The 23,691-nt window shown below is 42.1% G+C and carries 19 protein-coding genes and 2 riboswitches; of the genes, 4 read left to right on the top strand and 15 right to left on the bottom strand.

Annotated features, from left to right (window positions below):
• Positions 1-31 precede the first annotated feature (31 nt).
• From PU629_RS09875 to PU629_RS09830, 10 genes are all read right to left on the bottom strand, one after another.
• Complete coding sequence (locus tag PU629_RS09875; RefSeq protein WP_275284100.1) at positions 32-1,156, bottom strand: LuxE/PaaK family acyltransferase; 1,125 nt, start codon at positions 1,154-1,156, stop codon at positions 32-34.
• Positions 1,153-2,475, bottom strand: coding sequence for a solute carrier family 23 protein (locus tag PU629_RS09870; protein WP_275284099.1), 1,323 nt, complete (start codon positions 2,473-2,475; stop codon positions 1,153-1,155). The genes PU629_RS09875 and PU629_RS09870 overlap by 4 nt, the downstream gene beginning before the upstream one ends.
• Before the next feature lie 228 nt (positions 2,476-2,703).
• A riboswitch (TPP riboswitch) is annotated at positions 2,704-2,813 on the bottom strand.
• 5 nt (positions 2,814-2,818) lie between these two features.
• Complete coding sequence (gene thiE, locus PU629_RS09865; RefSeq protein WP_275284098.1) at positions 2,819-3,481, bottom strand: thiamine phosphate synthase; 663 nt, start codon at positions 3,479-3,481, stop codon at positions 2,819-2,821.
• Positions 3,474-4,292: a bifunctional hydroxymethylpyrimidine kinase/phosphomethylpyrimidine kinase gene (gene thiD / locus PU629_RS09860; protein WP_275284097.1), complete on the bottom strand. Its 819-nt coding sequence runs from the start codon at positions 4,290-4,292 to the stop codon at positions 3,474-3,476. Before thiD ends, thiE begins: the two co-directional genes overlap by 8 nt.
• A gap of 18 nt (positions 4,293-4,310) precedes the next feature.
• Positions 4,311-5,120 (bottom strand): hydroxyethylthiazole kinase, encoded by an 810-nt coding sequence (gene thiM, locus PU629_RS09855; protein ID WP_275284096.1) that lies wholly within the window; start codon positions 5,118-5,120, stop codon positions 4,311-4,313.
• A gap of 81 nt (positions 5,121-5,201) precedes the next feature.
• A riboswitch (TPP riboswitch) is annotated at positions 5,202-5,312 on the bottom strand.
• A 112-nt stretch (positions 5,313-5,424) separates the two neighbouring features.
• Positions 5,425-7,095, bottom strand: a complete 1,671-nt coding sequence (locus PU629_RS09850) for a ribonuclease J (protein WP_275284095.1) — start codon at positions 7,093-7,095, stop codon at positions 5,425-5,427.
• Positions 7,096-7,281: 186 nt separating this feature from the next.
• Positions 7,282-7,845 carry an MOSC domain-containing protein gene (locus PU629_RS09845; protein ID WP_275284094.1) on the bottom strand — a complete coding sequence of 188 codons (564 nt, stop codon included), beginning with the start codon at positions 7,843-7,845 and terminating at the stop codon, positions 7,282-7,284.
• A gap of 187 nt (positions 7,846-8,032) precedes the next feature.
• Positions 8,033-9,250, bottom strand: a complete 1,218-nt coding sequence (locus PU629_RS09840) for a multidrug effflux MFS transporter (protein ID WP_275284093.1) — start codon at positions 9,248-9,250, stop codon at positions 8,033-8,035.
• 333 nt (positions 9,251-9,583) lie between these two features.
• Entirely contained in the window at positions 9,584-11,041 is a 1,458-nt protein-coding gene (locus PU629_RS09835; protein ID WP_275284092.1) for a L,D-transpeptidase family protein, read from the bottom strand.
• 537 nt (positions 11,042-11,578) lie between these two features.
• Positions 11,579-12,571 (bottom strand): LLM class flavin-dependent oxidoreductase, encoded by a 993-nt coding sequence (locus PU629_RS09830; protein WP_275284091.1) that lies wholly within the window; start codon positions 12,569-12,571, stop codon positions 11,579-11,581.
• 231 nt (positions 12,572-12,802) lie between these two features.
• Here PU629_RS09830 and desA point away from each other — a divergent pair, with 231 nt between their 5' ends.
• From desA to PU629_RS09810, 4 genes are all read left to right on the top strand, one after another.
• Complete coding sequence (gene desA / locus PU629_RS09825) at positions 12,803-13,858, top strand: Delta(5) desaturase DesA (RefSeq protein WP_275284090.1); 1,056 nt, start codon at positions 12,803-12,805, stop codon at positions 13,856-13,858.
• A gap of 135 nt (positions 13,859-13,993) precedes the next feature.
• Positions 13,994-15,130: a sensor histidine kinase gene (locus tag PU629_RS09820; protein ID WP_275284089.1), complete on the top strand. Its 1,137-nt coding sequence runs from the start codon at positions 13,994-13,996 to the stop codon at positions 15,128-15,130.
• Complete coding sequence (locus PU629_RS09815; RefSeq protein ID WP_275284088.1) at positions 15,127-15,729, top strand: response regulator transcription factor; 603 nt, start codon at positions 15,127-15,129, stop codon at positions 15,727-15,729. The genes PU629_RS09820 and PU629_RS09815 overlap by 4 nt, the downstream gene beginning before the upstream one ends.
• 253 nt (positions 15,730-15,982) lie before the next feature.
• Positions 15,983-16,549 (top strand): FAD-dependent oxidoreductase, encoded by a 567-nt coding sequence (locus tag PU629_RS09810; protein ID WP_275284087.1) that lies wholly within the window; start codon positions 15,983-15,985, stop codon positions 16,547-16,549.
• 179 nt (positions 16,550-16,728) lie between these two features.
• Here the strand turns inward: PU629_RS09810 and PU629_RS09805 are convergent, their stop codons facing one another.
• The 5 genes from PU629_RS09805 to PU629_RS09785 form a co-directional block, all read right to left on the bottom strand.
• On the bottom strand, positions 16,729-18,210 hold the full coding sequence (locus PU629_RS09805; protein ID WP_275284086.1) for an aldehyde dehydrogenase family protein: 1,482 nt from the start codon (positions 18,208-18,210) through the stop codon (positions 16,729-16,731).
• Between the two features lie 328 nt (positions 18,211-18,538).
• Positions 18,539-19,600, bottom strand: coding sequence for a lactonase family protein (locus PU629_RS09800; protein WP_275284085.1), 1,062 nt, complete (start codon positions 19,598-19,600; stop codon positions 18,539-18,541).
• A gap of 376 nt (positions 19,601-19,976) precedes the next feature.
• Complete coding sequence (locus PU629_RS09795; protein WP_275284084.1) at positions 19,977-21,404, bottom strand: TerD family protein; 1,428 nt, start codon at positions 21,402-21,404, stop codon at positions 19,977-19,979.
• 76 nt (positions 21,405-21,480) lie between these two features.
• On the bottom strand, positions 21,481-22,512 hold the full coding sequence (locus PU629_RS09790) for an ATP-grasp domain-containing protein (RefSeq protein ID WP_275284083.1): 1,032 nt from the start codon (positions 22,510-22,512) through the stop codon (positions 21,481-21,483).
• Positions 22,513-22,859: 347 nt separating this feature from the next.
• Complete coding sequence (locus tag PU629_RS09785) at positions 22,860-23,681, bottom strand: HAD hydrolase family protein (RefSeq protein ID WP_275284082.1); 822 nt, start codon at positions 23,679-23,681, stop codon at positions 22,860-22,862.
• Between the last annotated feature and the right edge of the window lie 10 nt (positions 23,682-23,691).

The raw sequence follows: 23,691 nt of genomic DNA, 5'->3' as shown, positions 1-23,691 counted from the left end.
CCCCTTTTTAGTAAAAAAGGGGTCAGCCCCCTCATTTGTTTGCTTGCAGCAATTGATCAACTGCAATGGAGCACCCTCTTGCCTCTGACCCCTCCACTCTTCCAAGAAGAACGAAACCATTATCCGTCTGGTAACCGAGATCTTCCGTTAGAATGGCTAGACAAGAATTCCAATTTGCCAAATCGAAATGAGCAAGAACACCCTTTTGACCTTTTTCAACGGGTTCTAATTTATTAGGATCCAAGACTAGGGTACGAAACCACGCTGGCCCTGCCTTATCCCTGATACTTTGACCCGACAATAGATTCGTACGGATAGTCTGGTCATAAGCCTGAGAACACAATTCCGTCATGCCGTACATATTAATGCACCATTCACGAGGAACATCAAAAAAGGAATGGAAGTCCTCATAAAGCTGTTCCATTTCAACTTCACGAGACTGACCTTTAAAGCCACCTGTATCAAAAATCCGACTCTTAATAGGTAAAGAGAATTTCAAGCCGTGAGCCCGGCAATAATCAAGAATGTGAACATAAGAAAAAGTCGCTCCAATCAATAGAACAGGATCTTTGCTTTCCTCAGAAGCTCGCAAAGCAGAAACAAACCCTTCCATATCTAACCCGTTTTCATTAAAGAAAAATTGACTTTTTCCAGTTCCAAAATACTCAACAGATTTGGATAAATATCTTGAAAGCGAAGAATGTTGATTCCTATCAGCAGCTGGAGATAAAACAAAAGTTGTTATTTTTTCCCTGTCAGGTAAGACAAATTGTTTATAAGGCCCTTTCATTGAAGCATCCCATGTTGTAAACCGTGGATGATAATGACAGCCTTTTTTCTCAGGGTTGGTCGTCCCACTTGTCATAAAGACGCCCTCTGCTGCTTCAACCGGCTCACAGGTTAAGGTCAACTCCTTGAAACCCTGAATCGGCATAGGCGGAATATCCAGCCATCGCTTCACGGTTAAAGGTGTTCGTCTCTTTGATTGACAGAACTTCTTATAAGGGAGATTATGCTTGAACTGAAATTTAAACATATCTAAAGCCAAACGATTAAACGCCGTCTCGTAAGTTTCACTTTGATTAGAATTCCAATCATTATAAGTCTGAATAAAGTTTAAAAGCTTATCAGTTAGTGTTAGGCTTTCTTCTCTCAAGTTGTCTCCTTCTTTCCAAACCAGCCAGGCACTGTTATTAAAATAAACTGTAAAAGAAACGCTGTAATCGTTCCGACCAGTACACTATTTGATAAAAAGGTGCCAATAGGACCTTTTACACCTGAAAAATAACTAGGCAAGGCAATCGCAAGTAAAATGGACAGTCCCGCAATCGTAAAATTGACGTCTGACCGTTCCATTTTAGTTAAAATTGAAATCCCCGTAAAAATTAAGGAAGCGGCAGCGGGTAAGAAAATCCCCCCAACAACGGGGTCTGGGGTGAGCGCAAGAATAGCTCCTGCCTTTGGAACAAAACCCAGTATGAGAAAGATAATCCCAGCTACAATAACCGGAAAACGAGACGCAACACCCGTTAACCGAAGTAATCCCACATTTTGGCCATAAGCCGTTGTTGGAAACCCGCCAATTAAGGTGGAAATGATTGAACCGATTGATTCTCCCGCAAATCCATTGCGAATCCGCCTCGAATCGAGGTTGACCTGAATCATCTCAGCTCCCGCTTGATAGACTCCCATGGCTTCAATGACCGCGACAATATAGGCCACAAAAAACATAACAAATGAATCCCACTTAAACGTTAAATGACCATATGGTAAAAAGTGAGGAAGACCAAACCACGCTTTTGTTCCGATTTGAGAGAAATGAGTTTGACCTAAGAGAGTTGCGATGATATCTCCTGCTATAAGTGCGATTAGAAAAGCGAATGATCGCCATTTTTTTCGGCCAAAAGTCGAAAGGAAGAGAACGATTAGGGTGGTCGGAATCGACATCGATAAAGTCGTGACCGTCGCAAAGGTTGGTGACCCTGAAGCCCCTCCTAAGAATTCGGATAATGTAAATCCTGATAAAGCGACACCAACAACAAATATAACCGTCCCAGAGATAACGGGCGTAAACAACACTCTTAGTCTTCCAATTAATCCCGTTATTGATAGGATAAAGACAATAATGGCACTTAATAAGATTCCGCCACCCGCAGCGGCCAGGCCATTTGCTTTTCCAGCTGAGATCATGAGTGAATCAAAGGCGGCAGACGGCCCCTGAACAATTGGCAGTCGCACCAGTTTCGTTGCTTGGATCAAGGTCACGAAGCCTGCTGCAAGAAAAATGGCATTGACTATATTTGACGCGAGTGCAAGCGGCATCCCCACCATGGCCGCGACAAAAATAGGATCCAACCAGACGTTTGAAACAAAAACATGCTGTAAGCCGTATAAAAAGGACTGTAAAGGCGGCAGTTTTTCATCATACCCCACCGTTAAATGCGTCTGATTACTCGATTGTTGTTCTATTTCCATCTTATTTCCTCCATAACATTCTTTCATTTTCCATGGAGAAATAATAAAAAGACACTTGCTTATAAGAAATTCTTCCTCATACGATTGGCTCTGTTAATGGACAATGTTGATTTTCTCTTATTTTTTCATTCAGCGAAAATACGAGATTCGTAGCTTTTTACCTTTTTTGAAAGGGCAGACTTAACCTTACAGAGCGACTATTTAAAAGATGAAAGTTACTTTCTTATTAGAATGTCATTATTATTTCCCTACGCTGGTATTACCCAGATCAGGTTGTGTTGGTCGACCACTCTAGTGATCCTCTCAGCCTGTTTCAACAAGCTCCCAATTTCGGCTACTTTTTTTATTTAATCTGGTGAACAGCTTTTTTTAATTCATTCGTCGTTTGGACAACGTGTTCAGCCTGACTAATAGCGGTGATGACGGACACACCATCCGCTCCCTCTTCTATGACGTCAGAAGCATTCGCCGGGTTAATCCCTCCGATTCCGACAATGGGAAAAGAAATCCCTTTTTGTCGTAACGTTTGGACTAGCTCCATTCCTCGTGCAGGTTTGGCATCTTCTTTCGTCGTTGTCGGGTAAATGGGCCCTACACCTAGATAGTCTGCCCCTTCTTGAATGGCAGACAGTGCTTCCTCCACCGTATGAGCGGATATGCCGACAAGCTTTTCTTCACCGAGTCGTTGACGGACGTCTCGTGCGGGTGCATCCTCTTGACCTATGTGAACACCATCTGCATCCAGTTCAAGTGCCAGATCCAAATCATCATTGACAATAAAAGGAATCTGATGCTGTTTGCAGATCGCTTGCAGGTCTTTGGCGAGTTGTCGTTTCGCCTCACCTTCTAGTGATCCAGTCCCTTTTTCGCGAAATTGAAAAAGCGTGATCCCGCCTTGAATCGCTTCTTTTAAAATATCACGAGGATCGCGGTTGCAATTCGGACTTCCCATTATAAAATAGACGTTTAATAGCTCCTTGATCGCTTCTGGAGAACGTTTAGCCATCGATCTCACTCCCTGCAAATTGATTGTAAGCCCAATGATTGGTTGGGCCATGACCGTGTCCCAGTCCCAGATCATATTGGATCGCACATTGAATAAACGACTTGGCGACCTGAACCGCTTGCTTAACTGTTTTGCCTTTTGCAAGCTCTGCGGTTAGGGCTGCTGAAAAGGTACACCCGGTGCCATGTGTGTTGACTGTCTGGATTCTTTGTGAGTTGAAATAATCAAAGTTGTGTCCGTCATATAAAACATCGACAACTTCGTCTGCTTCAGTGTCATGTCCACCTTTTACAACAACATAGGCTGCCCCTAAGTCATGTAAACGTTTGGCTGCTTCGCATTTGTCTTGAGGTGTACGGATAGTTATTTCTGCCAACACTTCAGCTTCGGGAATATTAGGGGTTATGACAGTCGCTAAAGGCAGAAGTTCCTTTTTCAGGGCATGAACCGCTTCTTGCTGAAGCAATGATGCCCCTCCTTTTGCAATCATCACGGGATCCATAACCAGATTTTCCCATTTAAAAGAGCGAATGTATTCAGACACGGCCATAATAATTTCTGGGCTGAACAACATCCCTGTTTTTAAAGCATCCGGCGGCAAATCCTCGCCAATTGATTGGAGTTGTTCGACTACCCCTATTGTCGGTACGGGATAGACCCCTTGCACTCCCGTTGTGTTTTGTGCGGTGACCGCGGTGATGGCAGACATCCCATAGACACCCAGCTCTTGGAAGGTTTTAAGATCAGCTTGTATCCCCGCCCCCCCTCCACTATCTGATCCGGCGATTGTCAATGCTTTATAGGTTTTCACGTAAGACTTTCCTCCTTTTTACGCCTTAAGTTGTTCCAGTCGTCCGTTCTGAATAATGTCATTTGGTGAGACGAGAGCAAGTTGATTGAGCAATTCTATTTGAAAACGCCCTGGACCTTCCTCACCAGATTTAGCATAGGCTAGCTCTGCTGCCACGCCATAGACTGTAAGAGCAGAAGCGGCTGCCTTTAGAGGATCCGATTCAACAGCTGCGAAAGCACCGATAACGGATGTCAACAAACACCCTGTGCCCGTGACTTTAGTTAACAGCGGATGACCATTTGTGCAGACATAGGTTACATTGCCATCTGTTACGACATCTTCAGGACCTGTTATGGTGACAACTGTGTTTAATTTTTTTGCCGCACGATATGCCAGTTCTCTTACGTTCCCGTTGCCCTCACTCGAATCAACGCCTTTAATGGCCCAGGCTTCTCCAACCACATTGGCCAGTTCTGCCGCATTTCCGCGAATTAAAGTCATATTTATGGATTCAACCAGTTGACGAGCGGTTTCTGTCCGATAAGGAGTGGCACCTGCTCCAACAGGATCAAAAATAACGGGCACACCCTTCTCATTAGCGGATTGGCCCGCAATTAGCATCGCCTCCACCACATCCTCATTTAGAGTACCTATGTTTAGCACAAGAGCACCTGCTATTTTGGCCATGTCAGCGACTTCTTTTCTCGAATAAGCCATAACGGGTGAGGCGCCAAGTGCTAATAAGCCATTCGCTGTATAATTGGTCACCACAACATTCGTAATATTATGTACTAGCGGGGTCGTCAACCGAACTTTCTCAAGTGTTTCCCCGATTCTTTCTAACATAAGTTAAACCACCTTTTTTTAAGTTAAAATTAAAAAAGGACACTTTACGCGCAGTAAAGTGTCCTTGAAATCCATACAAACATACAGATTTTCAGTATCTCCCTACGCTGGCATTACCCAACAGGTTCAAACGGTTAATGACGGATTAGTCATACTCTCAGCCCTTTTCCACGGGCCCCCGAATTTTTTTAATTTAAAATAATTCTATCTCTATCCTTTTTTTTTTACAACCATTATGGTCAAATTTTTTATTTTGTTTATTCGTCCAACCAACCCCTTTAGGCAGCCAAGTCAAAATCCTTAATCACATTTCAACAATGATGGGTACGACCATCGGTTCTTTCTTAGTTTTTGTGTAGATATAGTCTCGTATTGATTTTTTCAGTTGTTTTTTGATGACATTCCGGGAGTTTCGGTCGGCTTCTAAAAGTTCCTTCACGGTTTTTGCTGTAAGTTGATTGACGTCTTTTCGAATTTCTTTGAAGTCGCTATCCAAAAAACCTCGAGAAATGGTTTCGGGTTCGGACATCAATTTACCTTTTCCTTTACTCATTGTTAAAACAATGATCACCATACCATCCTCTGACAGTTTTTTGCGGTCCCTTAGCACAAAGTCGCCAATATTTCCTACACCTCCCCCATCTACATAAGTATCTCCGACTGGTATCGTTCGGGTCTGCCGAGCAATGTCTTGTTTGATTTTAACCACGTCACCGTTTTTTAAGATAAATGTATTGCCCGGCTCCACTCCCACCGATTCAGCTAATAGACGATGATGGTGCAGCATTCGATGCTCCCCGTGAATAGGTATAAAATAGGTTGGTTTCATTAATGTCAGCATGAGTTTCAAATCTTCTTGATAGCCATGACCGGAGACATGCATGCCGGACGTGCTTCCTGAACCATAAATCACATGAGCTCCAAGTGCAAAAAAATGGTCAACAATGGTTGTGACTTTTCGTTCGTTCCCAGGTATTGGCCCTGCCGCAAAGATCACCATATCATCAGGTAAGACTTCCACACCGCGAAAATTCCCAGTGGAAAGCCGGGATAGCGCCGCCAGTTGTTCACCTTGACTGCCTGTACATAAGATGGTGACCTCTTCAGGCGGCAGTTCATTTATGTCTTGTTGGTCAATCATCATGCCAACCGGGACTTTTAAATAGCCTCGATTAATGGCGACCTGTACGACATTCACCATGCTTCGTCCAAGCAACACTAGCTTTCGATTGGTTTTTTCTGCGGCATTCACTATTTGTTGAACACGGCTCACATTTGAAGCAAAGGTTGAAACAATTACTTTGCGTTTTGCTTTCATGAAAGCAGTTAACAAATGCTCTCCTACCGCTTGTTCGGATGGCGTTAAGCCTGGCCTTTCTGCATTGGTACTCTCAGACAAAAGAAGCAAGACTCCCTGACGCCCGATCTCGGCCATTTTATGAATGTCTGATTTCTCATTATTCTCAGGAGTTAGATCAAACTTAAAGTCACCCGTATGTACAATCGTTCCCTCTGGAGTATGAAAGACAATTCCTAAGCAATCCGGAATACTATGCGTGACTTTGAAAAAGCTCACCCTTATATGTTCGAAATGAAGTCTTGAGTTTGGGTTGATCTCGATCAGTTCACTTTCCCTCAAGAGTTTATGCTCTTTTAATTTGAGCTCGATTAATCCGAGTGTAAAGCGTGTCGCATAAACAGGCACATTCAATTCTTTTAAAAAGAAAGGAATCCCGCCTATATGATCTTCATGACCATGCGTGACAATCAAAGCCTTGACTTTTTCCTTATTTTCAACCAAATAAGAAACATCAGGGATGATGAGGTCAATTCCTAATAAGCTTTCATCTGGAAACTTATTGCCGCAATCGATGACGATGATCTCATCCGCATATTCGAATACATACATGTTTTTCCCGATTTCATTCATACCGCCTAATGCATAAATAGATAGGGCATTCTCTGTGGTGCTCAAATTGGGATCCTCCTAGCATTTATATTAATCATAATATGCCCTCGGAGTTTCCCCTTTATTTCTTGTTGGTTTTTTAATACACGAGAAAAAACGACTCCATTTGCTTGATCGAGTCGCTTCAATATTAGGGATCGCTTCTATAAAATGAAACGGGAGAACCGTCCCCACGTTTCATAGCCAGCAAGTTTAAACACGTTCAAGCTTTTTATATGGTTTTGAAGGCCATTCTACAATAATAGAGTCACCTGGCTTTACTTCGCCGCTTTGTAAAATGATCCCCATAATTCCAGCTTTTCTAATAACGGTGCCTTCTGAATCTTTATCTAAAACCGCTTTTAGAAGACCGGGTTTAAACTCATCAATTTGAGCACATGGATTTCGCAGACCGGTCACTTGAACAATAGCTGTCCCACCAATATACAATTTCGTACCCGTCGGTAAATCGAGGAGATTGATGCCAACAGTTGTAATGTTTTCACCCATTTGTCCGGGCTCAATAGAGAATCTGTCCTCCAATTCTTCAAATAACTCCCGATGAATTAAATGCACTTGCCTAAGGTTGGGTTGGTTCGGATTCTGGGCGACTCTGGAACGATGCTTAACCGTTGAACCAAAATGGGCATCCCCTTCAACCCCTAATCCTTCAACTAATCTAATTTTTTCTTGAATATTTTTACTAAACGTATGTTTACCGCTTAAGCATACAGCGATCACGCTTCCTGAATGGGCCACATTTTTTTCTTCGTTCATTCTTTTTATCCCCCCTATTAGTCTTCTAAAACCATTTATATCGATCGTTTAAAAAGTTAGGTGAGTAAAGTTTGAGAGAATGGTTCTTCGGGCTTACTTTTAGAGTGACCGAACCGCAAAACTTGAGCAGAAGCTTTCCTTTGTTTCGTTCGGAAGTCGAATGAAACGGGAGAACCGTCCCTGCGTTTCAATTTGCAATTTCATTGGCAGGGGCGGTGAGTTTTGTGTTTTTAACGAGGCCAAGGTAAACGGTTAAGGCCAATGAGCTGGTGGTAAATAGGATGATGCCTAGTGGGAGTGCTGAATATTCGCCTGCCACGCCTACTAATGGAGAGGAAAAAGAACCTAATAAAAATGGAAGGACTCCCAATAAGGCTGAAGCACTGCCGGCGATGTGACCTTGTGATGCCATGGCCAAGGTAAAGGACACGGGTCCGATAAGTCCAAGGGAGGCAACGAATAAGAAAAGCGGAATTACTAAGGAAAAGAGCGGTCCATGCAAGAGCACGACAATCAGAACGGCGATACTTGCCAAGAAGGCGAGTGACAGTCCCATTTGAAGAATACGGGTTTCTGACATACGACCCGCTAGTCTCCTTACAACCTGGGCACCTAAAATTAAGCTGATTCCATTTAATGCAAATAACATTGAAAAGATAGTCGGACTAACCCCATAAATTTTTTGATAGATAAATGGGGTGCCAGATACATAGGCAAAAATGCCAGCCATCATTAATCCCTGTGCCAAGGCGTAACCCATAAACGTTTTATTTTTAAATAGAGTTATAAAGTTCGTAAGCAGACCCTTAAAATCGGCTGGGATACGTTTTTCTTTTGGCAGGCTTTCTTTTAACCTCCAGGTTGTGTTTATTGTAAGAAAGAGACCTAGGAAGCCTAAAAAGACAAACACACCAAACCAAGGAGAAAAGGAAATGATCGTGCTTCCTGCAAGCGGGGCTAGAAGCGGCCCGACGCTGCTCATCATACTGAGAAGCGAAAAAAAGCGGGTCAGTTCTACTCCGCTGAACTTATCACGAACGATGGCATTGGAAATACTGCCGGCTGAGACCGAAAAACCTTGTATAAAACGTAATAAAATAAAAACGACCATGTTAGGAGCGAACGCACAACCGATTGAAGAAAGAAAATAAATGATCATAGCAATGATTAATGGTTTACGTCTCCCAAAGACATCGCTTAAGGCACCTAAAGCAATTTGCCCAACCGCCAATCCTAAGAGGCAAGCAGTTAAGCTCAACTGAACCGTTGAGGCCTTCGTTCCGAAGTAGGTCATAATTTGCGGAAAGGATGGCAGGTACATGTCAAAAGTAAAAGGGCCTAACACTGAAAAAGTGACTAGCAAAAGCGCCAATCTTAAAGGGTGGTTCATCTCCTTTGAGTCCATTTACACAGCTCCAATTCTTGATGGAATTAATCACGTTAATACTATACCAATTTCCAATCAGAATTGGGAGCACAAAAAATAAAAAATAGCTCTTTAAAGTTTGGACCGGCCCCTATTGTTCTAGATGCATCCCACACACGTGCAGCAGTCTGCATCAAATCGAAGGGGAAACGATTAAAAAAACGTATTCCCTTGGCACAGAAATCACCTTATACATTAAAAGGCACATTCCAAATTGAGAATGTACCCAAACTTACTGAATCTCCCGTTATTCTTTTTTAAACCCTCGCGTTTCAGACTTGCGTTTTGAAACGCGAGAACCGTCCCTGCGTTTCAATATACGACAACAGGTTCGTAGACATCTAGGTTTTTGTAGACTTGGCCCATGACACTTGGGGGTGTGTTGACACAGCCGCCTGAGCCTTGGTGGATGTAGGCTGTACTTGACCAGTTGGTTCGCCAGCTTGCATCATGGAAGCCTTCACCGTCATTTGTAAAAGGAGCCCAATATTTGACTGGAACGTGATAGTTTGTCATTCCAACTTCACTGCCGACAAGGATAGATGGCGAGCGTTTATATAAGATGTACCAGACGCCGGGGTGTGTGTCTTGATTCACATCTGTTCTTCCTGTTACGACATTGGTGGTCAGAACCATCTTTCCGTTTCGATAAAGCCAAATGCGTTGCTGCTTAATAGATACCTCAGCATAAGTATTTCCGATGCCATGATTGGTGGTCGTTTTATAACCAATCGCATCATCGTTCCATCCATTTCCATAGACATTTGCGGCTGTGACTGAAGTTTGGCCTTTTTCGAATCCATCTAGAAGCAGCTTTGTCTCTTTGTTCACATCAAGTGCCCAGCCATAGGTTTGACCTTGTACCGTTATAACGGATCCAGAATGAGTTTTAAATTGAAACGGTTTATTCAAGGTTGACTGGGAATCATTAATTTTCTTAATCTCTTTTTCAATTTCTTTTTTAGCCTCAGCTGAATGAATCACCACTTGCCCTTTGTTCGATATAGAGGCATTTTTGACAAAATCACTGACTTTTAGAGGATAAACTTTATCTTGCACCTTATAATTGATCGTTCGCTGTAGAAAAGCTTGTATTTTATTCTCATCATTCTTAACAATCGAGCTCGTTTCTTTTACTGGCTGAAGATAGACCGGGGTCAAATGAATTTCACTCTTGTATGCCTGCTTCTCGTAATTCTGAAGCAATCTAGAAACATCATATTGTTCACCCATCACACTTTTCGTGACCACAATTTTACCCTGATCCAATTTGACAGTCGCATCTTGTGGAGCCTTCAAGTTCTTATTCATCTCTGTGACTTTCTGCTTAAGGAGATCCTTTAACATTTGGCTTTGAGCTTGAGACCTGCCATTTGGTACTAATGGATAATTTTTTTCTTTAAAGGATGGCAAGAGCGTTTGTTGTTTTTTCAATACGTTTTCTACCTGTGGGAGATCCTGGCTTGTAAAACCCATTTCGGTGTTTTTTCCATTAACAATCAGCTTTTGGCCGACATAGATCTCATTTTTCAATTGGGACGCCTCTAACTTATTTAGAGCCTGTTTCGGCGAAAGTCTGCCAACCTGTACGCCGTTGATCGTCGTATGAACATTAAAATAATGGGTTTGATAATAAAACAACCCACCTAAAATGAGTCCTGCAAAGACAAGAATACTTATTATCCAGATCCATCGCTTCCCCCACTTTTTGGAGTTTTTGGTTCTCCTGTTTCTTCTCAATCCTTCAAACTTTTCTCCACTTTCCAACAATGTAACCTTTCCCCCTTATAACGGAACCCCATAATTTCCCTCTCTCTTATTACTCTATTTTTTTGGTAATAAGGTTAAGCTTGTTTAAGTTTGATTTTTAGTCTCTACCTGAATAATGCGGATCTCCATTTTTGGCCTTAGACTGTTTAAACTATGTAAAGAGGCATTCGGTTGTGCCAAAACGAGGCAGTAATAAGGATGTAAAAAAGATCGTCATTAAATGATTCTACATATGTATACAGCTTCCCTTCTTTATATAGAACAGATTCGTTCGTTTTAACCTATATAGGTCTTGGATGATTACTTGATGGGAGAAAACATCCCCCTTACAGGCCGAGTGGGGGGGGGAGAAATATGAACTAATCAGCGACAAGAATTCTTTAAGGTTATCCGACTGAGTCGGATTCACTTTAGACTTGTAATTGTTGATATTCCGTTGTTTATTATTTATGTTTTTGACATTACTCAATCGTTTTTTCATTCGGTTCCCGTGTTTCGTTCGGGAACCGAATGAAACGCGAGAACCGTCCCCCCGTTTCACTTGAGTGCTTGCCCGATTAATTGGTAGGATTTAATGCGTTCTTCTAGTGAGGAGGCGTATGTCGAGATCATCACTTCTGATACGGAGGTTTGATTGGCTAATTTAGTGAGAACGTTTATGACTTCTTCTGGAGTGCCATAAATTGTTTTATTCAAGATGCTATCCACGATCGATCGTTCTTTTTCATTAAAACGATAATTGGTGTATTCGTTATGAGTTGGGAAAGAAGGCTTACTTCTATATGTTCTTAGGATTTGCCAAAGTCCCTGTCGCAAAACGATGTCTTTAGCCTCTTCTGCCGATTCGGAACAGACGACGTTGACCGTGATAAGGGCCATGGGCTTTTCCATATTTCCTTTTGGCAAAAATTCATTCAGATACGTTTGAAGGATGTTGTCCCCATCTTCATCGCTCATAAACTGGCCAAAGGCATAAGCCATTCCATTCCGGGCAGCGAGACGTGCACTTTTTTTACTTGTACCAAGGAGCCAAGGTTCAGGAGGAATGTTGGGAAGCGGTAAGGCATTAATTTTTGAATAAGGATGCTCTTCAGGGAAATCATTATGTATAAGGTGAAGGACTTCCTCTAATCGGTCAGGCATTTCATAGACTTTTTGCATGAAATTGTCATTTAAAGCCATCGTTACCTCCGCTGACCCCCCAGGTGCCCGGCCGATCCCTAGATCAATCCGTCCCGGGAAGAGTGTTGCCAATGTATGAAACACCTCTGCTACTTTATATGGCTTATAATGCGGAAGCAAAACGGCACCCGAGCCAAGCCGTATTCGTGAGGTTTGTGCCCCAATAAAGGCTAACAGAACTTCCGGTGCAGTAGAAGCAAGTCCATCTATGTCATGGTGCTCAGTTAACCAAAACCGCGTATAGCCATACTTTTCTCCTAACTGTGCGAGATTTAACGAAGCTTGCAGCGCTTCTTCTGCCGACATTCCTGTGTATACGGGCGATTGATCCAAAATGCTTAACTTCAAAACTTCCCACCTCTTTCCCATTATTGGTGTTCACCATCCTATATAAAAAACTCCTTAACAACCCCACGGGCATCCACGTTTTATCACAATGAAACGGGAGATCCGTCCCCGCGTTTCAATGCCTATATGACATTTGTCATATAGTGGGCCTGACGTTTATCTCTATTATTGGGTTGATTATTTCATTAGTATTGAGTTATGACTTAAAGTTCAAACAATTTGGAGGTTGACATGATCCAACAAAAAATTAAAGATTTGAAAAAAAGTGTCTCACCTTACGCCAAAACTAATACAAAAATAAGTATTCGACAATTATTAAATACTCTGGTTCCATTTTTTGCATTATGGTTTCTTGCTTATGAAAGTTTACAGTTCTCTTATTGGTTAGCGATACCGATTGCCATTTGTGCATCTGGGTTCGTGATCCGGATCTTTATTATTTTCCATGATTGTGCCCATTTAGCTTTCTTTAAGAACAAGCAATTAAATCGTATTGTAGGAACCATTACCGGAATCATCACGTTGTTTCCATACGAACAATGGAAACATGAACATGCGATCCACCATGCGACGAGCGGTAATTTAGACAAAAGAGGAACTGGTGATGTCTGGGTCATGACGGTTCAAGAATATCTGGAAGCTTCAAGATGGAAAAAACTTTCTTACCGTTTATATCGAAATCCCTTTATATTATTTGGATTAGGACCGGTTTTCCTCTATTTGGTTAAAAGTCGATTTAATCGCAAAGGGGCGCGCCAGAAAGAAAAATGGAATACCTATTTAACTAATGTTGCCATTTTAGCCCTTTACATCTTATTAATTTGGTTGGTTGGCTGGAAAGCTTTATTAATTATACAACTCCCCATTCTAATGGTCGCAGGTTCACTTGGCATATGGCTATTTTATGTCCAACACCAATTTGAAGATTCTTACTTTGAAAATGAAGAGGAATGGGACTTTGTGAAAGCGGCAGTTGAAGGCAGCTCTTATTATAAACTCCCATTAGTCTTGCAATGGGTGACTGGAAATATTGGTTACCACCATGTCCATCATTTAATCCCTAGAGTTCCTAATTATAATCTACAAAAAGCTCATGATGCGACGCCAGAACTTCAACACGTCACTACCATCACACTGAAAACAAGCCTTCAATCTATTCGTTTCCGTCTTTATGACGAAACCAATAAAACCTTTGTCGGCTTTAAAGAGATCAAAAGTTTGGTGAATAAAACTGAAATGGCTCAAAAACCAATTAAAAGTTTTAAACCGGATGTCGCCCACAAATAGATGTTCTTGCCCTTCAATATTCAGATTGAGGGGCTTAACTAATCTCAAGGCGCGTTCCCCTTCTCTTCAAAATGAGAAGCAAAATGGGTGATTTGAGAGGTATAATAGTGTTAGACAGGTTAAAAGGAGACACTTATGCGAAATTGGTTTCATATTATCCCAAAAAATACGGGTCTTAGTATTTACGTCTGGATTATTTTCTGTATTCTCCCCTTTTATTTTATAATGAGATCGTTGTCCCTTCTCGATATTTGTTTTGGAGTTCTTTTGGTCTTTCTATTCTATATCACCAATCGTTTATCGTTTAATTCAAAGACCGGATTCGTCTATTTATGGGTCAGCATCCAGATGGCTATTAGCTTATTTATGACGATTTATTTTTCTTACATTTATTTCGGACTTTTTTTAGCCTTTTTTATAGGTAAAATCCAGCATAAGGGCGGCTTTCTTTCATTATATATTGTTCATCTTTGCACAACCATTGTTGCCATTACCTTTGGATTTTTCTTTGAAACGAAGCTGTATACCTCTCAGCTTCCCTTTGTCATTATAAGTATCATTGGCATTATTCTTCTGCCGATTAACATGCGTAACCGAGAAAAGCGTGAAAAATTAGAGGTTCAGCTTGAAGATGCCAATAAAAAGCTCTCGCAACTTATGGTTATGGAAGAGCGGCAAAGAATTGCACGGGATTTGCATGACACATTAGGGCAAAAACTCTCGTTGATTGGTCTAAAAAGCGATCTCGCTCAAAGATTAATTAAAGTGAACCCTGATTCTGCCAAAATCGAATTAAGGGATATCAATCAAACTGCTCGAACGGCTTTAAAAGAAGTCCGTGAAATGGTAACTAATATGAGAGCTGTCAAACTAAAGGATGAACTTATTAAGGTTAAACAGATCTTAGATGCGGCTAACATTGATGTGAAAATCGAAGGGTCTGCTGACCTAAAGGGAATACCACTCTTCGTCGAAAATATTTTATCCATGTGCCTAAAAGAGGCCGTGACAAACATCGTTAAGCACAGCCAAGCCACTCGTTGCCGGATTAAGATTACTTCCTCTCAGGATGACGTTAAAATTGAAATTCATGATAACGGCAAAGGATTTTCTGATCACAACGAAACTCATAAAGGCCATGGTATTGCGGGGATGAAAGAACGGCTTGAATTTGTGAATGGCATTTTGGACTACAACTCATTAGATGGCACACTTGTTACAATTAACGTCCCTAATGTCAGACACCCTAACTTAAAAGGAGATCAATTATGATTCGGATTGTTATAGCTGAGGATCAACGTCTTTTACTCGGGGCGCTTAGCTCGCTTTTGAATTTGGAAGAAGATATAACGGTAGTCGGCCAGGCGCATAACGGTGAAGAAGCGATCGATTTAATCAAACGTTTGAACCCAGATGTTTGTATTATGGATATTGAAATGCCCTTGAAGAGCGGGCTGGATGTAGCTGAAGAGTTAAAGGATTCCTCGTGTAAGTTTATTATATTAACTACGTTTGCAAGACCGGGCTATTTCGAACGTGCTCGAGAAGCTGGGGTAAGCGGGTATTTGCTGAAGGATAGCCCGAGTGAAGAACTTGCGCGTTCTATTCGTACCATAATGGAAGGCCGGCGGATTTATGCACCGGAACTTATTGATATGGCCTATGGGAATACAGAAAGTCCGTTAACGAAACGCGAAGAGGAAGTCATAAAACTTATGGCGGATGGAAAAAACACGAAGGAAATAGCCGGGGAACTCTATCTTACCAATGGAACGGTCCGAAATTATATTTCAGTGATCCTTGATAAGTTAAATGTGACGAACAGAATTGAAGCGATATCACGATTTAAGGAGAAGGGTTGGTTTAAATAATTTTTATGCCATTACATTTTGCAGAAGTACATACATGCAGCATTCTCCTTGGTTTTAGCAACTTGATTTCCAATGTATTGGTTAAAATTAATGACTGAATCCAATAATTACGATTAGAACACCACGCTTTCCTAGAACCATTCGAGCTTTTTGAAGATTGAATAACTCGTATGACTAATCAGTATATTGGATTTCTTTGTTCTTACTATTTTATACTTAGTATGAGTAACGCACATAAAGGAGGAATTTGGTGATGTATGATGTCATTATTGTTGGGGGCGGTCCAGCTGGACAAAGTGCTGCCCTGTTTACTAGTAAAGCTGGAAAGCAAACACTGGTTTTAGATAACGGCAAAGGAATGACTCAACGTGCCTATTTGAAAAACCACTATGGTGCGGAGGAACTTGAAGGAAATGCTCTTCTTGACGTTGGCCGTAAGCAAGCTGAAGGCTTTGGAACCGAATTTAAAGAAGCTACGGTTAGCAAGATTGAGAAAACTGGTGAAAGCTTTACGGTTGAAACGGATGCTGGCGAAAGTTTTGAAGGTCGCCAGGTCATTCTTGCAACAGGCGCCAATCAAGCGCTCGCAGAAGCTATCGGTGTTAAAACCGTTCCTGCAACAGAACCGCGTATTAAAACGGTGATTGACGTTGATTCTGAGGGCCGCACCAACATTGAAGGGATTTGGGCATGCGGTACCGCTGGCGGCGTCAGTGTCCACACGATCATTACAAGCGGTGACGGGGCGCGTGTCGCGGTTAACCTGTTAAGTGAGCTCAATGGCGAACGCTATGTCGATCATGATATGATTAAAAAGTAACGTCATTCTTTAAAGCCCCCTTTAAGGGAAAGGGAGGCTTTATTTTGTCAGTCGATACAAGTAACACAGGGACAATCAAGCCTAATAAGAAGAAGGCCCAACAGACAGTCGTTTCTGTCAGTTGGGCCTTTCTTAGCCTCTTCCTTCTTGAAGTGAAACGCGAGAACCGTCCCCGGGTTTCACTCTGGAATATACGGTAGTTCTTTCATTTTGGGGTTGTTGATGACGTGGGTTTCGGTGTAGGTTAGGAGGCCTTCTTTTCCGTATTCTCTGCCCATTCCGGATTGTTTGACACCGCCAAATGGGAAGCGGACGTCTAGGCCCTGAACCGCTGCTGTATTGATCATGGTTGTTCCAGCTTGGACACGTCTGGCAATTTTGAGACAGTGTTCTTCCTCTCCCCAGACAGAGCTGGTTAGGCCATAGATACTGCCATTAGCCAAGTCCAGAGCATGCTCATCATTATCAAAAGGCAAAATGGGAACAGTTGGACCAAATTGTTCTTCAACGACAATAGGGCTATCGTAATCGGCACCAAGAACAAGGGTCGGCTGCATGTAATAGCCTTCCTTAAATGTCTGTTCATCAATTAACACCGTTCCAAGCTTGACGACCTTAGCCCCTTTACTTGCGGCATCATCCACTAGGCTTTGGACATAGTCCATTTGTTTTTTGTTATTTACGGGGCCAATGGTCGTATTTTTATCAAATGGGTCCCCCACTCGAATCCATTTATTCGCAGCTTCTATGTACTTTTCAACAAATTGATCATAGATCGCACGATGAACATAAATCCTCTTCGCAATCATACATATTTGGCCAGCCGTTAAGAAATTAGAAATGACCATCCGACGCATGGCGCGTTCATCATTAACATCAATATCCTCAAGAACAAGGGCTGCGTCATTACCACCTAGTTCAAGTGTCATATGCTTAATCGTATCCGAAGCGGCTTTCATGATATGCTTGGCCGTATTCGTACCCCCTGTAAAGGCAATTTTAGACACTTTTTCGTTAGAAGTCAGCTCTACTCCTACATCGGCCTCCCCATGAACAAGGTTGAGCACACCTGGAGGAAATTCATCCGCTATTAGTTCGGCCACCTTACTAACAGTCAATGGAGCAAGCGGACTTGGTTTAAGGACCATTGTATTCCCTGTCAACAGGGCAGGCGCTATTTTAATTGTGGATAAAGAAATCGGATAGTTCCAAGGGGTAATGGCTGACACGACGCCAATGGCATCTCGTGCGATAATCGTTTTCCCGCCATCATGTTCTTGGATCTCGTCTTTTAGAACTTCTTCCACATTGTCACAAGCAAACTCCATCCACATTAAAGAAACAGCGAATTCCCCTTCCGCATCATAGAGGGCCTTACCATGTTCTCTTGAAAGCAATTTGGAAAGATCGGGGATATTATCTTTAATTTTTTGGATGGCCTTTCTCATGCGTAAGACCCGATCTTTAACCGGTGTTTGAGCCCACGAAGGAAAAGCGTCATAAGCGGCATCAATCGCCTGAATCGTTTCTTCACGAGTATTTACAGGGGCATATCCGACAATCTCACTTGGATGAGCCGGATTTTCACGCGGTTCTTGTTTTTCCGTTTTGATCTTTTTTCCATTAATGATGGCTTCGATCACAATTGGTTTTTCTGACATTTAACCTATCTCCTTTTTTATCCATAAGGTAAGTCCAATGTCTAGTTTTTACTCTTCTAATAGTTTCCATTCCAGTTTTGAAAGCAATTAATTCGCTCTAACACCTATTTTCCTATTATTAAAAATTGACGTCCCCTTTTTCCTACCAATTTCTGGCATCGGATAGAGGAAAAATCGGCGGCCATGATCTATCGAATTGCAAAGGATGCTTTAGCCTGTCTTAGACAATCTCGAACGCAAAAGTGATTCACTCACATAAGAAAAAGGCCCACTATTAGCCGAATTTCCTAATAGAAGGGCTTTTTTTAATTTAGAAAATAGGAAGACCTTAAACGGTATGCAAAAATGCGACGCACACTGGTTTAGGAACGCGCACATCGGATTGCAGGAATTCCAAGGTTCCATTTTGTTCATTTCTTGCAAATAAGACAAGGTTACCGGATTCTTCGTTAGAGGCAACTAAGAAAGCACCGGTTGGGTCAATCCGGAAATCACGAGGCCAATTGCCTTCTGTAGAAGTCCGATCAACGGAAGTAAGTTCTCCGGTTTCTTGATTGACACTAAAGATCGCGATGCTGTTATGCCCGCGATTGGCGGCGTAAACAAAGCGCCCATCTGCGGAGAGGTGGATCGCGCTTCCTTGATTGTTGTCTGTAAACTCATCCGGAATAGTAGAGATATATTGAACGTCAGTAAAGCTGCCATCTTCAGAGTTGAATTTTAGTACGATGACCTCTGAACTAAGCTCAGTCATAATATAAGCGAATTTTCCATTAGGATGAAAGGCCAGATGTCTTGGACCGCTTCCAGGCTTCACTTTCAAAGCCTGTACCTTTGATAACTTACCTTCCTTTACCTCATATGTAACCAACTGATCGATTCCTAAATCAATCGCGACAATAAATTTTTCATCAGGTGTAAAACCGGCAAAGTGGGCGTGCGGCTTTTCTTGACGTTCCGCATTCGGACCAGAGCCTTCATGTTTGGCGATGGAGGAAGCCGGGTTCAATTCCCCGTTTTCCTTGCATTCATATAACTCAACGGTTCCTTTATGGTAATTCGCCGTTACGACTTGGCTCTTATCCGCCTTCACACTAATATGACATGGGGAAGCCCCTTCTGAAAGCTGTTTATTTATAAGCTCCAATGTATGGGTCTCACCGTTTATAGAATAAACAGCAGCCCCGCCAAGGTCGCCATCTTTTACTACAGAATAGAGATAGTGATTATCTTGACTAATGGTGACATAAGTAGGGTTGTCCAAAGTTGCAACTAAATCAACCTGACTCATTTTTTTCGTTTCTGTATCAAGAGTAAATTTATAAATCCCCTTGCTTCCCTCTTTGGTATACGTACCGATATAACCAACAAATTGCTTATTGCTTGTCATCGTTGTGTTCTCCTTCCATGATAGACACTAGCCTTAACTTCTTCTATTTTAGCAAAAATATGTCGATCTATCACTCGGAACACACTGCCCATACAACAAATGAGTGACTATAGGCCTGTTTCAGGTTGTTCCTTCAAGTTTTCAATTAAAATAAATTCCTTTAGCTCTTCAGCAAAGCGCTCGGACTGTTCAATTTTTTCAGGCGCTCCAAATACTTCTTCTAAGTGCCTTAATAATACTAGTCTAAAGAAAGGCTAGATTGACCTTGAGATATAAAAGCAGGGTGTAAAAAAATACATACATTAATGCTTTCGAACTAAATTAGGCTCACGTGTTGGCTCCTAAAGAAATGAAACGCGAGAACCGTCCCCCTGTTTCATGCTGCCAAATAGTCATTCGGATTTAGTCCGAGTTCTTGGCACATTTCGGTGATCACTTGTTTTTCTTCAGGGGCAAAATAGCCATCCGCATAACCTAGGGCAATGCCATAGCGAACAATTAAACTTCCAATCCCCTGTTTTGTTCTAGCTCTTCCAAGCGCACGAAAAGCGGCCGCTCTTCCGCTATAACGATCCTGATTGATTAAATTCACAAAGTGATCAAACCGATTCAGCACTTGATAGGGACCAAAAGTGCGTAATTCTTCGCTTTGATTCACAAATTCAGTCACTTTTTGTCTCTCTGCTGGGTCCAAAATACCATCCGCTGTTGCTACTAGAGCAAAACCGGCCACAATCGCATCTAACACTTCTGGTGTTTTATTATTTCTAATGAGTTGCATGGTCTTATATTTTAAATCATTTGTCATTCTCGCAAGTTCACCGGAATTAGGCTCATTCTCATACCCGCACGAATTACAGGTGAGCTTAAGCTTATTCCCGCCAATAAAACCACCTAATAAACCAACCGGACCAAGTAATAAACCGCCAATTGCTGCTTTTCCGATCCCAAACCCCTTCTTCCCAGAGCGAAGATCCGAAGAACCACACTTTTGACAGACATAATCTGAATAGCCGTTAGAGTGGGGGGCTCCATAAGAATGGGGTTGAAATGGCGCTGTTCCTCCAAATGAATTCCCCATATTAGTTGGTTGATAACGATTTCCTTGATTTCCATAACCAGGATTTGAGCCGGACGGATAGGCTCTCCTATCCTGCGGTTCTGACTGAAAACCACCTAGTTGTCGTGCAGTCGATGAATAAGAACGAGCAGATGAATGAGATGAGGCCTCTACCTCAATTCCGAAATTCCCACATAAAGCACCAAGCCCTCCATCAAATCCACTGCCAATAGCGGCAAACTTCCACTCTCCATTGTGTCGGTACACTTCGGCTGCAACAATGGCCGTTTCTACTTTGAAATCATGACCTAGCTCATATCTTAACAAATCTGTTTGGATCTGCTGATCAGCCACCCGAACATAAGCCTGTCGAACCTGCCCAAAGTTTTGTTGCTTAATATCCGCATCATGAATGGTAATCGTAAAGGCAATCCTCTGAATGTGAACGGGGACTTTTTGTAAATCAATTAAAATTTGCTCATTATCCCCATGCCCCATACCTGTTCGGTTGTCACCGGTATAAATGACGGAACCGTCTCCACCCTCACGATTATTGTAGAAAATAAAATCCTGTTCAGTGGTTACTTTTCCATTCGCCCCTAATAAAAAGGCGGAGGCATCGATGTCGTAGGTTGGTCCCCCCAGCTGGTTCGCTTCCCAACCTAAGCCCACTACCAATTGGGTTAACCCTGGATTCGATTTGGTTAGATCCACCTTCTGCCCCTTGCTCAATGATACAGCCATCGATCTCACTCTCTTTCTCTTTTAGCTCTAACTCGTTAACCATTTTTAATCGATTCTTCATACTCTTGTTCGTCTTCTAAAGAATAATCGACTGTTCCAGATGCGTAGCTTTCAGACCGAAGACTGGTTTTAGCGGTGAGATTTGACCATCTAATAATAATCGGATCGCATAATATGGAATATTAATGCCAGATAAACAACTGATATGCAACCCGCCGCTCATTCGAGGGTTAATTTCGAGCAGCTTTGGGACCCCTTCTTTGTATTTAACTTGAATATTATACACAAAAGGAATTTTGTATTCTGCCGCAAGCTGATTGGCTATGTTAAGCAATTCTTTATTATCTTCTATTTCTCGAATTCGGCCAACGCCTTTTTTACGGGGAATGGCCACTTGAAGAGACCCTTTTTCATCACTTAGGCAATCGATGCTATACTCATAGCCCTCTAAATATTCAAGTACCATGAGATCTGGAAAAGTCTCCTGCTGCTGCAAAATATGATAAGCTGTTTCATAGGAAATTTTCTGTGTAAAGGATGTGGAAAACAAAAAGGAAATCGTATCCGCTGAATCATCGATAATTCGAAAACCGCTTGCTCCTTCTCCTACCACTGGTTTGATACACACTCGATTTCCTTCTGCTTTTAATTCGCCATAGGCTTTTTGAAAATCTTTAGCTGTATTGACAACCCGATAGGCCGGAATCGGTACAATTGTTTTCCCTTCAAGCTGCTTGTCCTCTATTGAACGATACATCGCCGCCTTATCATCCATTAGGTTCATTAACTCTCCATCTGGGCAAACCAATACCTTTACTCCAATGGCTTTAAAATCCTCAATATGCTGGGCGATTAACACATTTTCCTTTCGTGGTATAAATAAGTCAATGCCATGTTTCAAACAAAACTCTAAACAGTAACGGAGATAGCTTTCTCCTTTTATATCGGGCTCCGTTTCTGCCACATCACAATATTTTAAATAGACGCTATCCGGGTTCGGGTGAGAGCCATAAATCACAAAAGACTGCCCATCTGGGTTATCCCGTATCATCTCAATGTAATGCGAAACCGTTGAAAACCACCGATTAAACCAAATTCTAAGCGCCATGAGGTTAATCCCCTTCTTTAAAACTAAGTGTTTTTAACCTTACTTAAAATCAGACGATAAAATACGAAACCTATGCCCAGGCGTGGCCTTGCTACCTCGTTTGCCCACCATTTTTCTGGCTGTGGCCGCTTTTTTCGTGCGCAAACCTCACTTGCACACCATTTCTTCTGCACTCGACCAGGTTTTCGTGGGCAAACCTCACTTGCACACCATTTCTCGTGCACTCGACCAGGTTTTCGTGGGAAAGCTGCTTTTGCCCACCATTTCTCATACGCTCGACCAGTTTTTCGTGGGCAAACCGCCCAATGTTGCACCACCTTGCCAACCGCCCGCTCCTTTAACCCGCTTTAACTCTTTTTTCCAGCAAGAGACAGATCAAGTTGGAGGATGGTTTCTAATAATTCTTCTGTTGATCCTGCTCCCATTTTATTAAGCCACTTAATCTTCGCATCCTCTGCTCTTCGCTCGAATAGTTCGCCATGCTTCGGGCTGAATCCATAGTCCGCTTGAAGAAGCATGTCATAATCCATAAGGGAATCGCCGGCTGCGGCATGGAACTCATAGTCCACATAGGTTTGAAGATGGGATACGGCCAAGGCTTTATTTAATTGCTTCGGCAACAAATATAACTTACGGTTTCCGTGTACAAACATCGTCCAACCGCAAGCCTCGAGCTCTGATTGAAATGCCTGGATTTCATCTAGTGGCAAATGCTGCCGGTTAATATGAAACATATAGAAAAAATCATCGACATTAAATTCTCGTTCAACCCATTGATCATGACGTATCTTTGCAAAGGACTTCAACATGTCCTCTTTTGGAGAGGACGTATCCTGTAAGCGTTGTTTGATTAACCAAGCCCATTCGAGGTCCTGTTTTCCATCAATGAGAATCGTCCCGCCGTTAGCTACAATAGCGAACCTCGGCTTCATCTCATCCTGGAAAGCATGAATTCTTTTATATTGATAAAAGGCTCTTGTTGTAACAGGGACAAAAAGATGTTTCCTATTTATTTTTTGTAGTAGATTAATAGAGTCACGCGACATATAGGAAATAATCTGATCTTCTTTGTATTCCACAGGGACGCTTCCATTTCCAATAGGGTGACGTTCCATCATGGTATTGGAGTAAATTAACGTCCTGTCCAAATCGGATGTAAATAAGATCAATGAGTACCAG

The sequence above is a fragment of the Pullulanibacillus sp. KACC 23026 genome, assembly GCF_029094525.1.
In the GTDB taxonomy this organism is placed as follows: domain Bacteria; phylum Bacillota; class Bacilli; order Bacillales; family Sporolactobacillaceae; genus KACC-23026.
Note: the sequence above shows the minus strand (reverse complement) of the source record. Positions and strands in the feature narration are given on the sequence as shown.

Bases quoted from the DNA above. Each gene is read 5' to 3' on its own strand.
- PU629_RS09870 (WP_275284099.1), bottom strand. From the start codon at position 2,475: ATGGAAATAGAACAACAATCGAGTAATCAGACGCATTTAACGGTGGGG.
- thiE (WP_275284098.1), bottom strand. From the start codon at position 3,481: ATGGCTAAACGTTCTCCAGAAGCGATCAAGGAGCTATTAAACGTCTAT.
- thiM (WP_275284096.1), bottom strand. From the start codon at position 5,120: ATGTTAGAAAGAATCGGGGAAACACTTGAGAAAGTTCGGTTGACGACC.
- PU629_RS09845 (WP_275284094.1), bottom strand. From the start codon at position 7,845: ATGAACGAAGAAAAAAATGTGGCCCATTCAGGAAGCGTGATCGCTGTA.
- PU629_RS09840 (WP_275284093.1), bottom strand. From the start codon at position 9,250: ATGGACTCAAAGGAGATGAACCACCCTTTAAGATTGGCGCTTTTGCTA.
- desA (WP_275284090.1), top strand. From the start codon at position 12,803: ATGATCCAACAAAAAATTAAAGATTTGAAAAAAAGTGTCTCACCTTAC.
- PU629_RS09820 (WP_275284089.1), top strand. From the start codon at position 13,994: ATGCGAAATTGGTTTCATATTATCCCAAAAAATACGGGTCTTAGTATT.
- PU629_RS09815 (WP_275284088.1), top strand. From the start codon at position 15,127: ATGATTCGGATTGTTATAGCTGAGGATCAACGTCTTTTACTCGGGGCG.
- PU629_RS09810 (WP_275284087.1), top strand. From the start codon at position 15,983: ATGTATGATGTCATTATTGTTGGGGGCGGTCCAGCTGGACAAAGTGCT.
- PU629_RS09805 (WP_275284086.1), bottom strand. From the start codon at position 18,210: ATGTCAGAAAAACCAATTGTGATCGAAGCCATCATTAATGGAAAAAAG.
- PU629_RS09800 (WP_275284085.1), bottom strand. From the start codon at position 19,600: ATGACAAGCAATAAGCAATTTGTTGGTTATATCGGTACGTATACCAAA.
- PU629_RS09795 (WP_275284084.1), bottom strand. From the start codon at position 21,404: ATGGCTGTATCATTGAGCAAGGGGCAGAAGGTGGATCTAACCAAATCG.
- PU629_RS09790 (WP_275284083.1), bottom strand. From the start codon at position 22,512: ATGGCGCTTAGAATTTGGTTTAATCGGTGGTTTTCAACGGTTTCGCAT.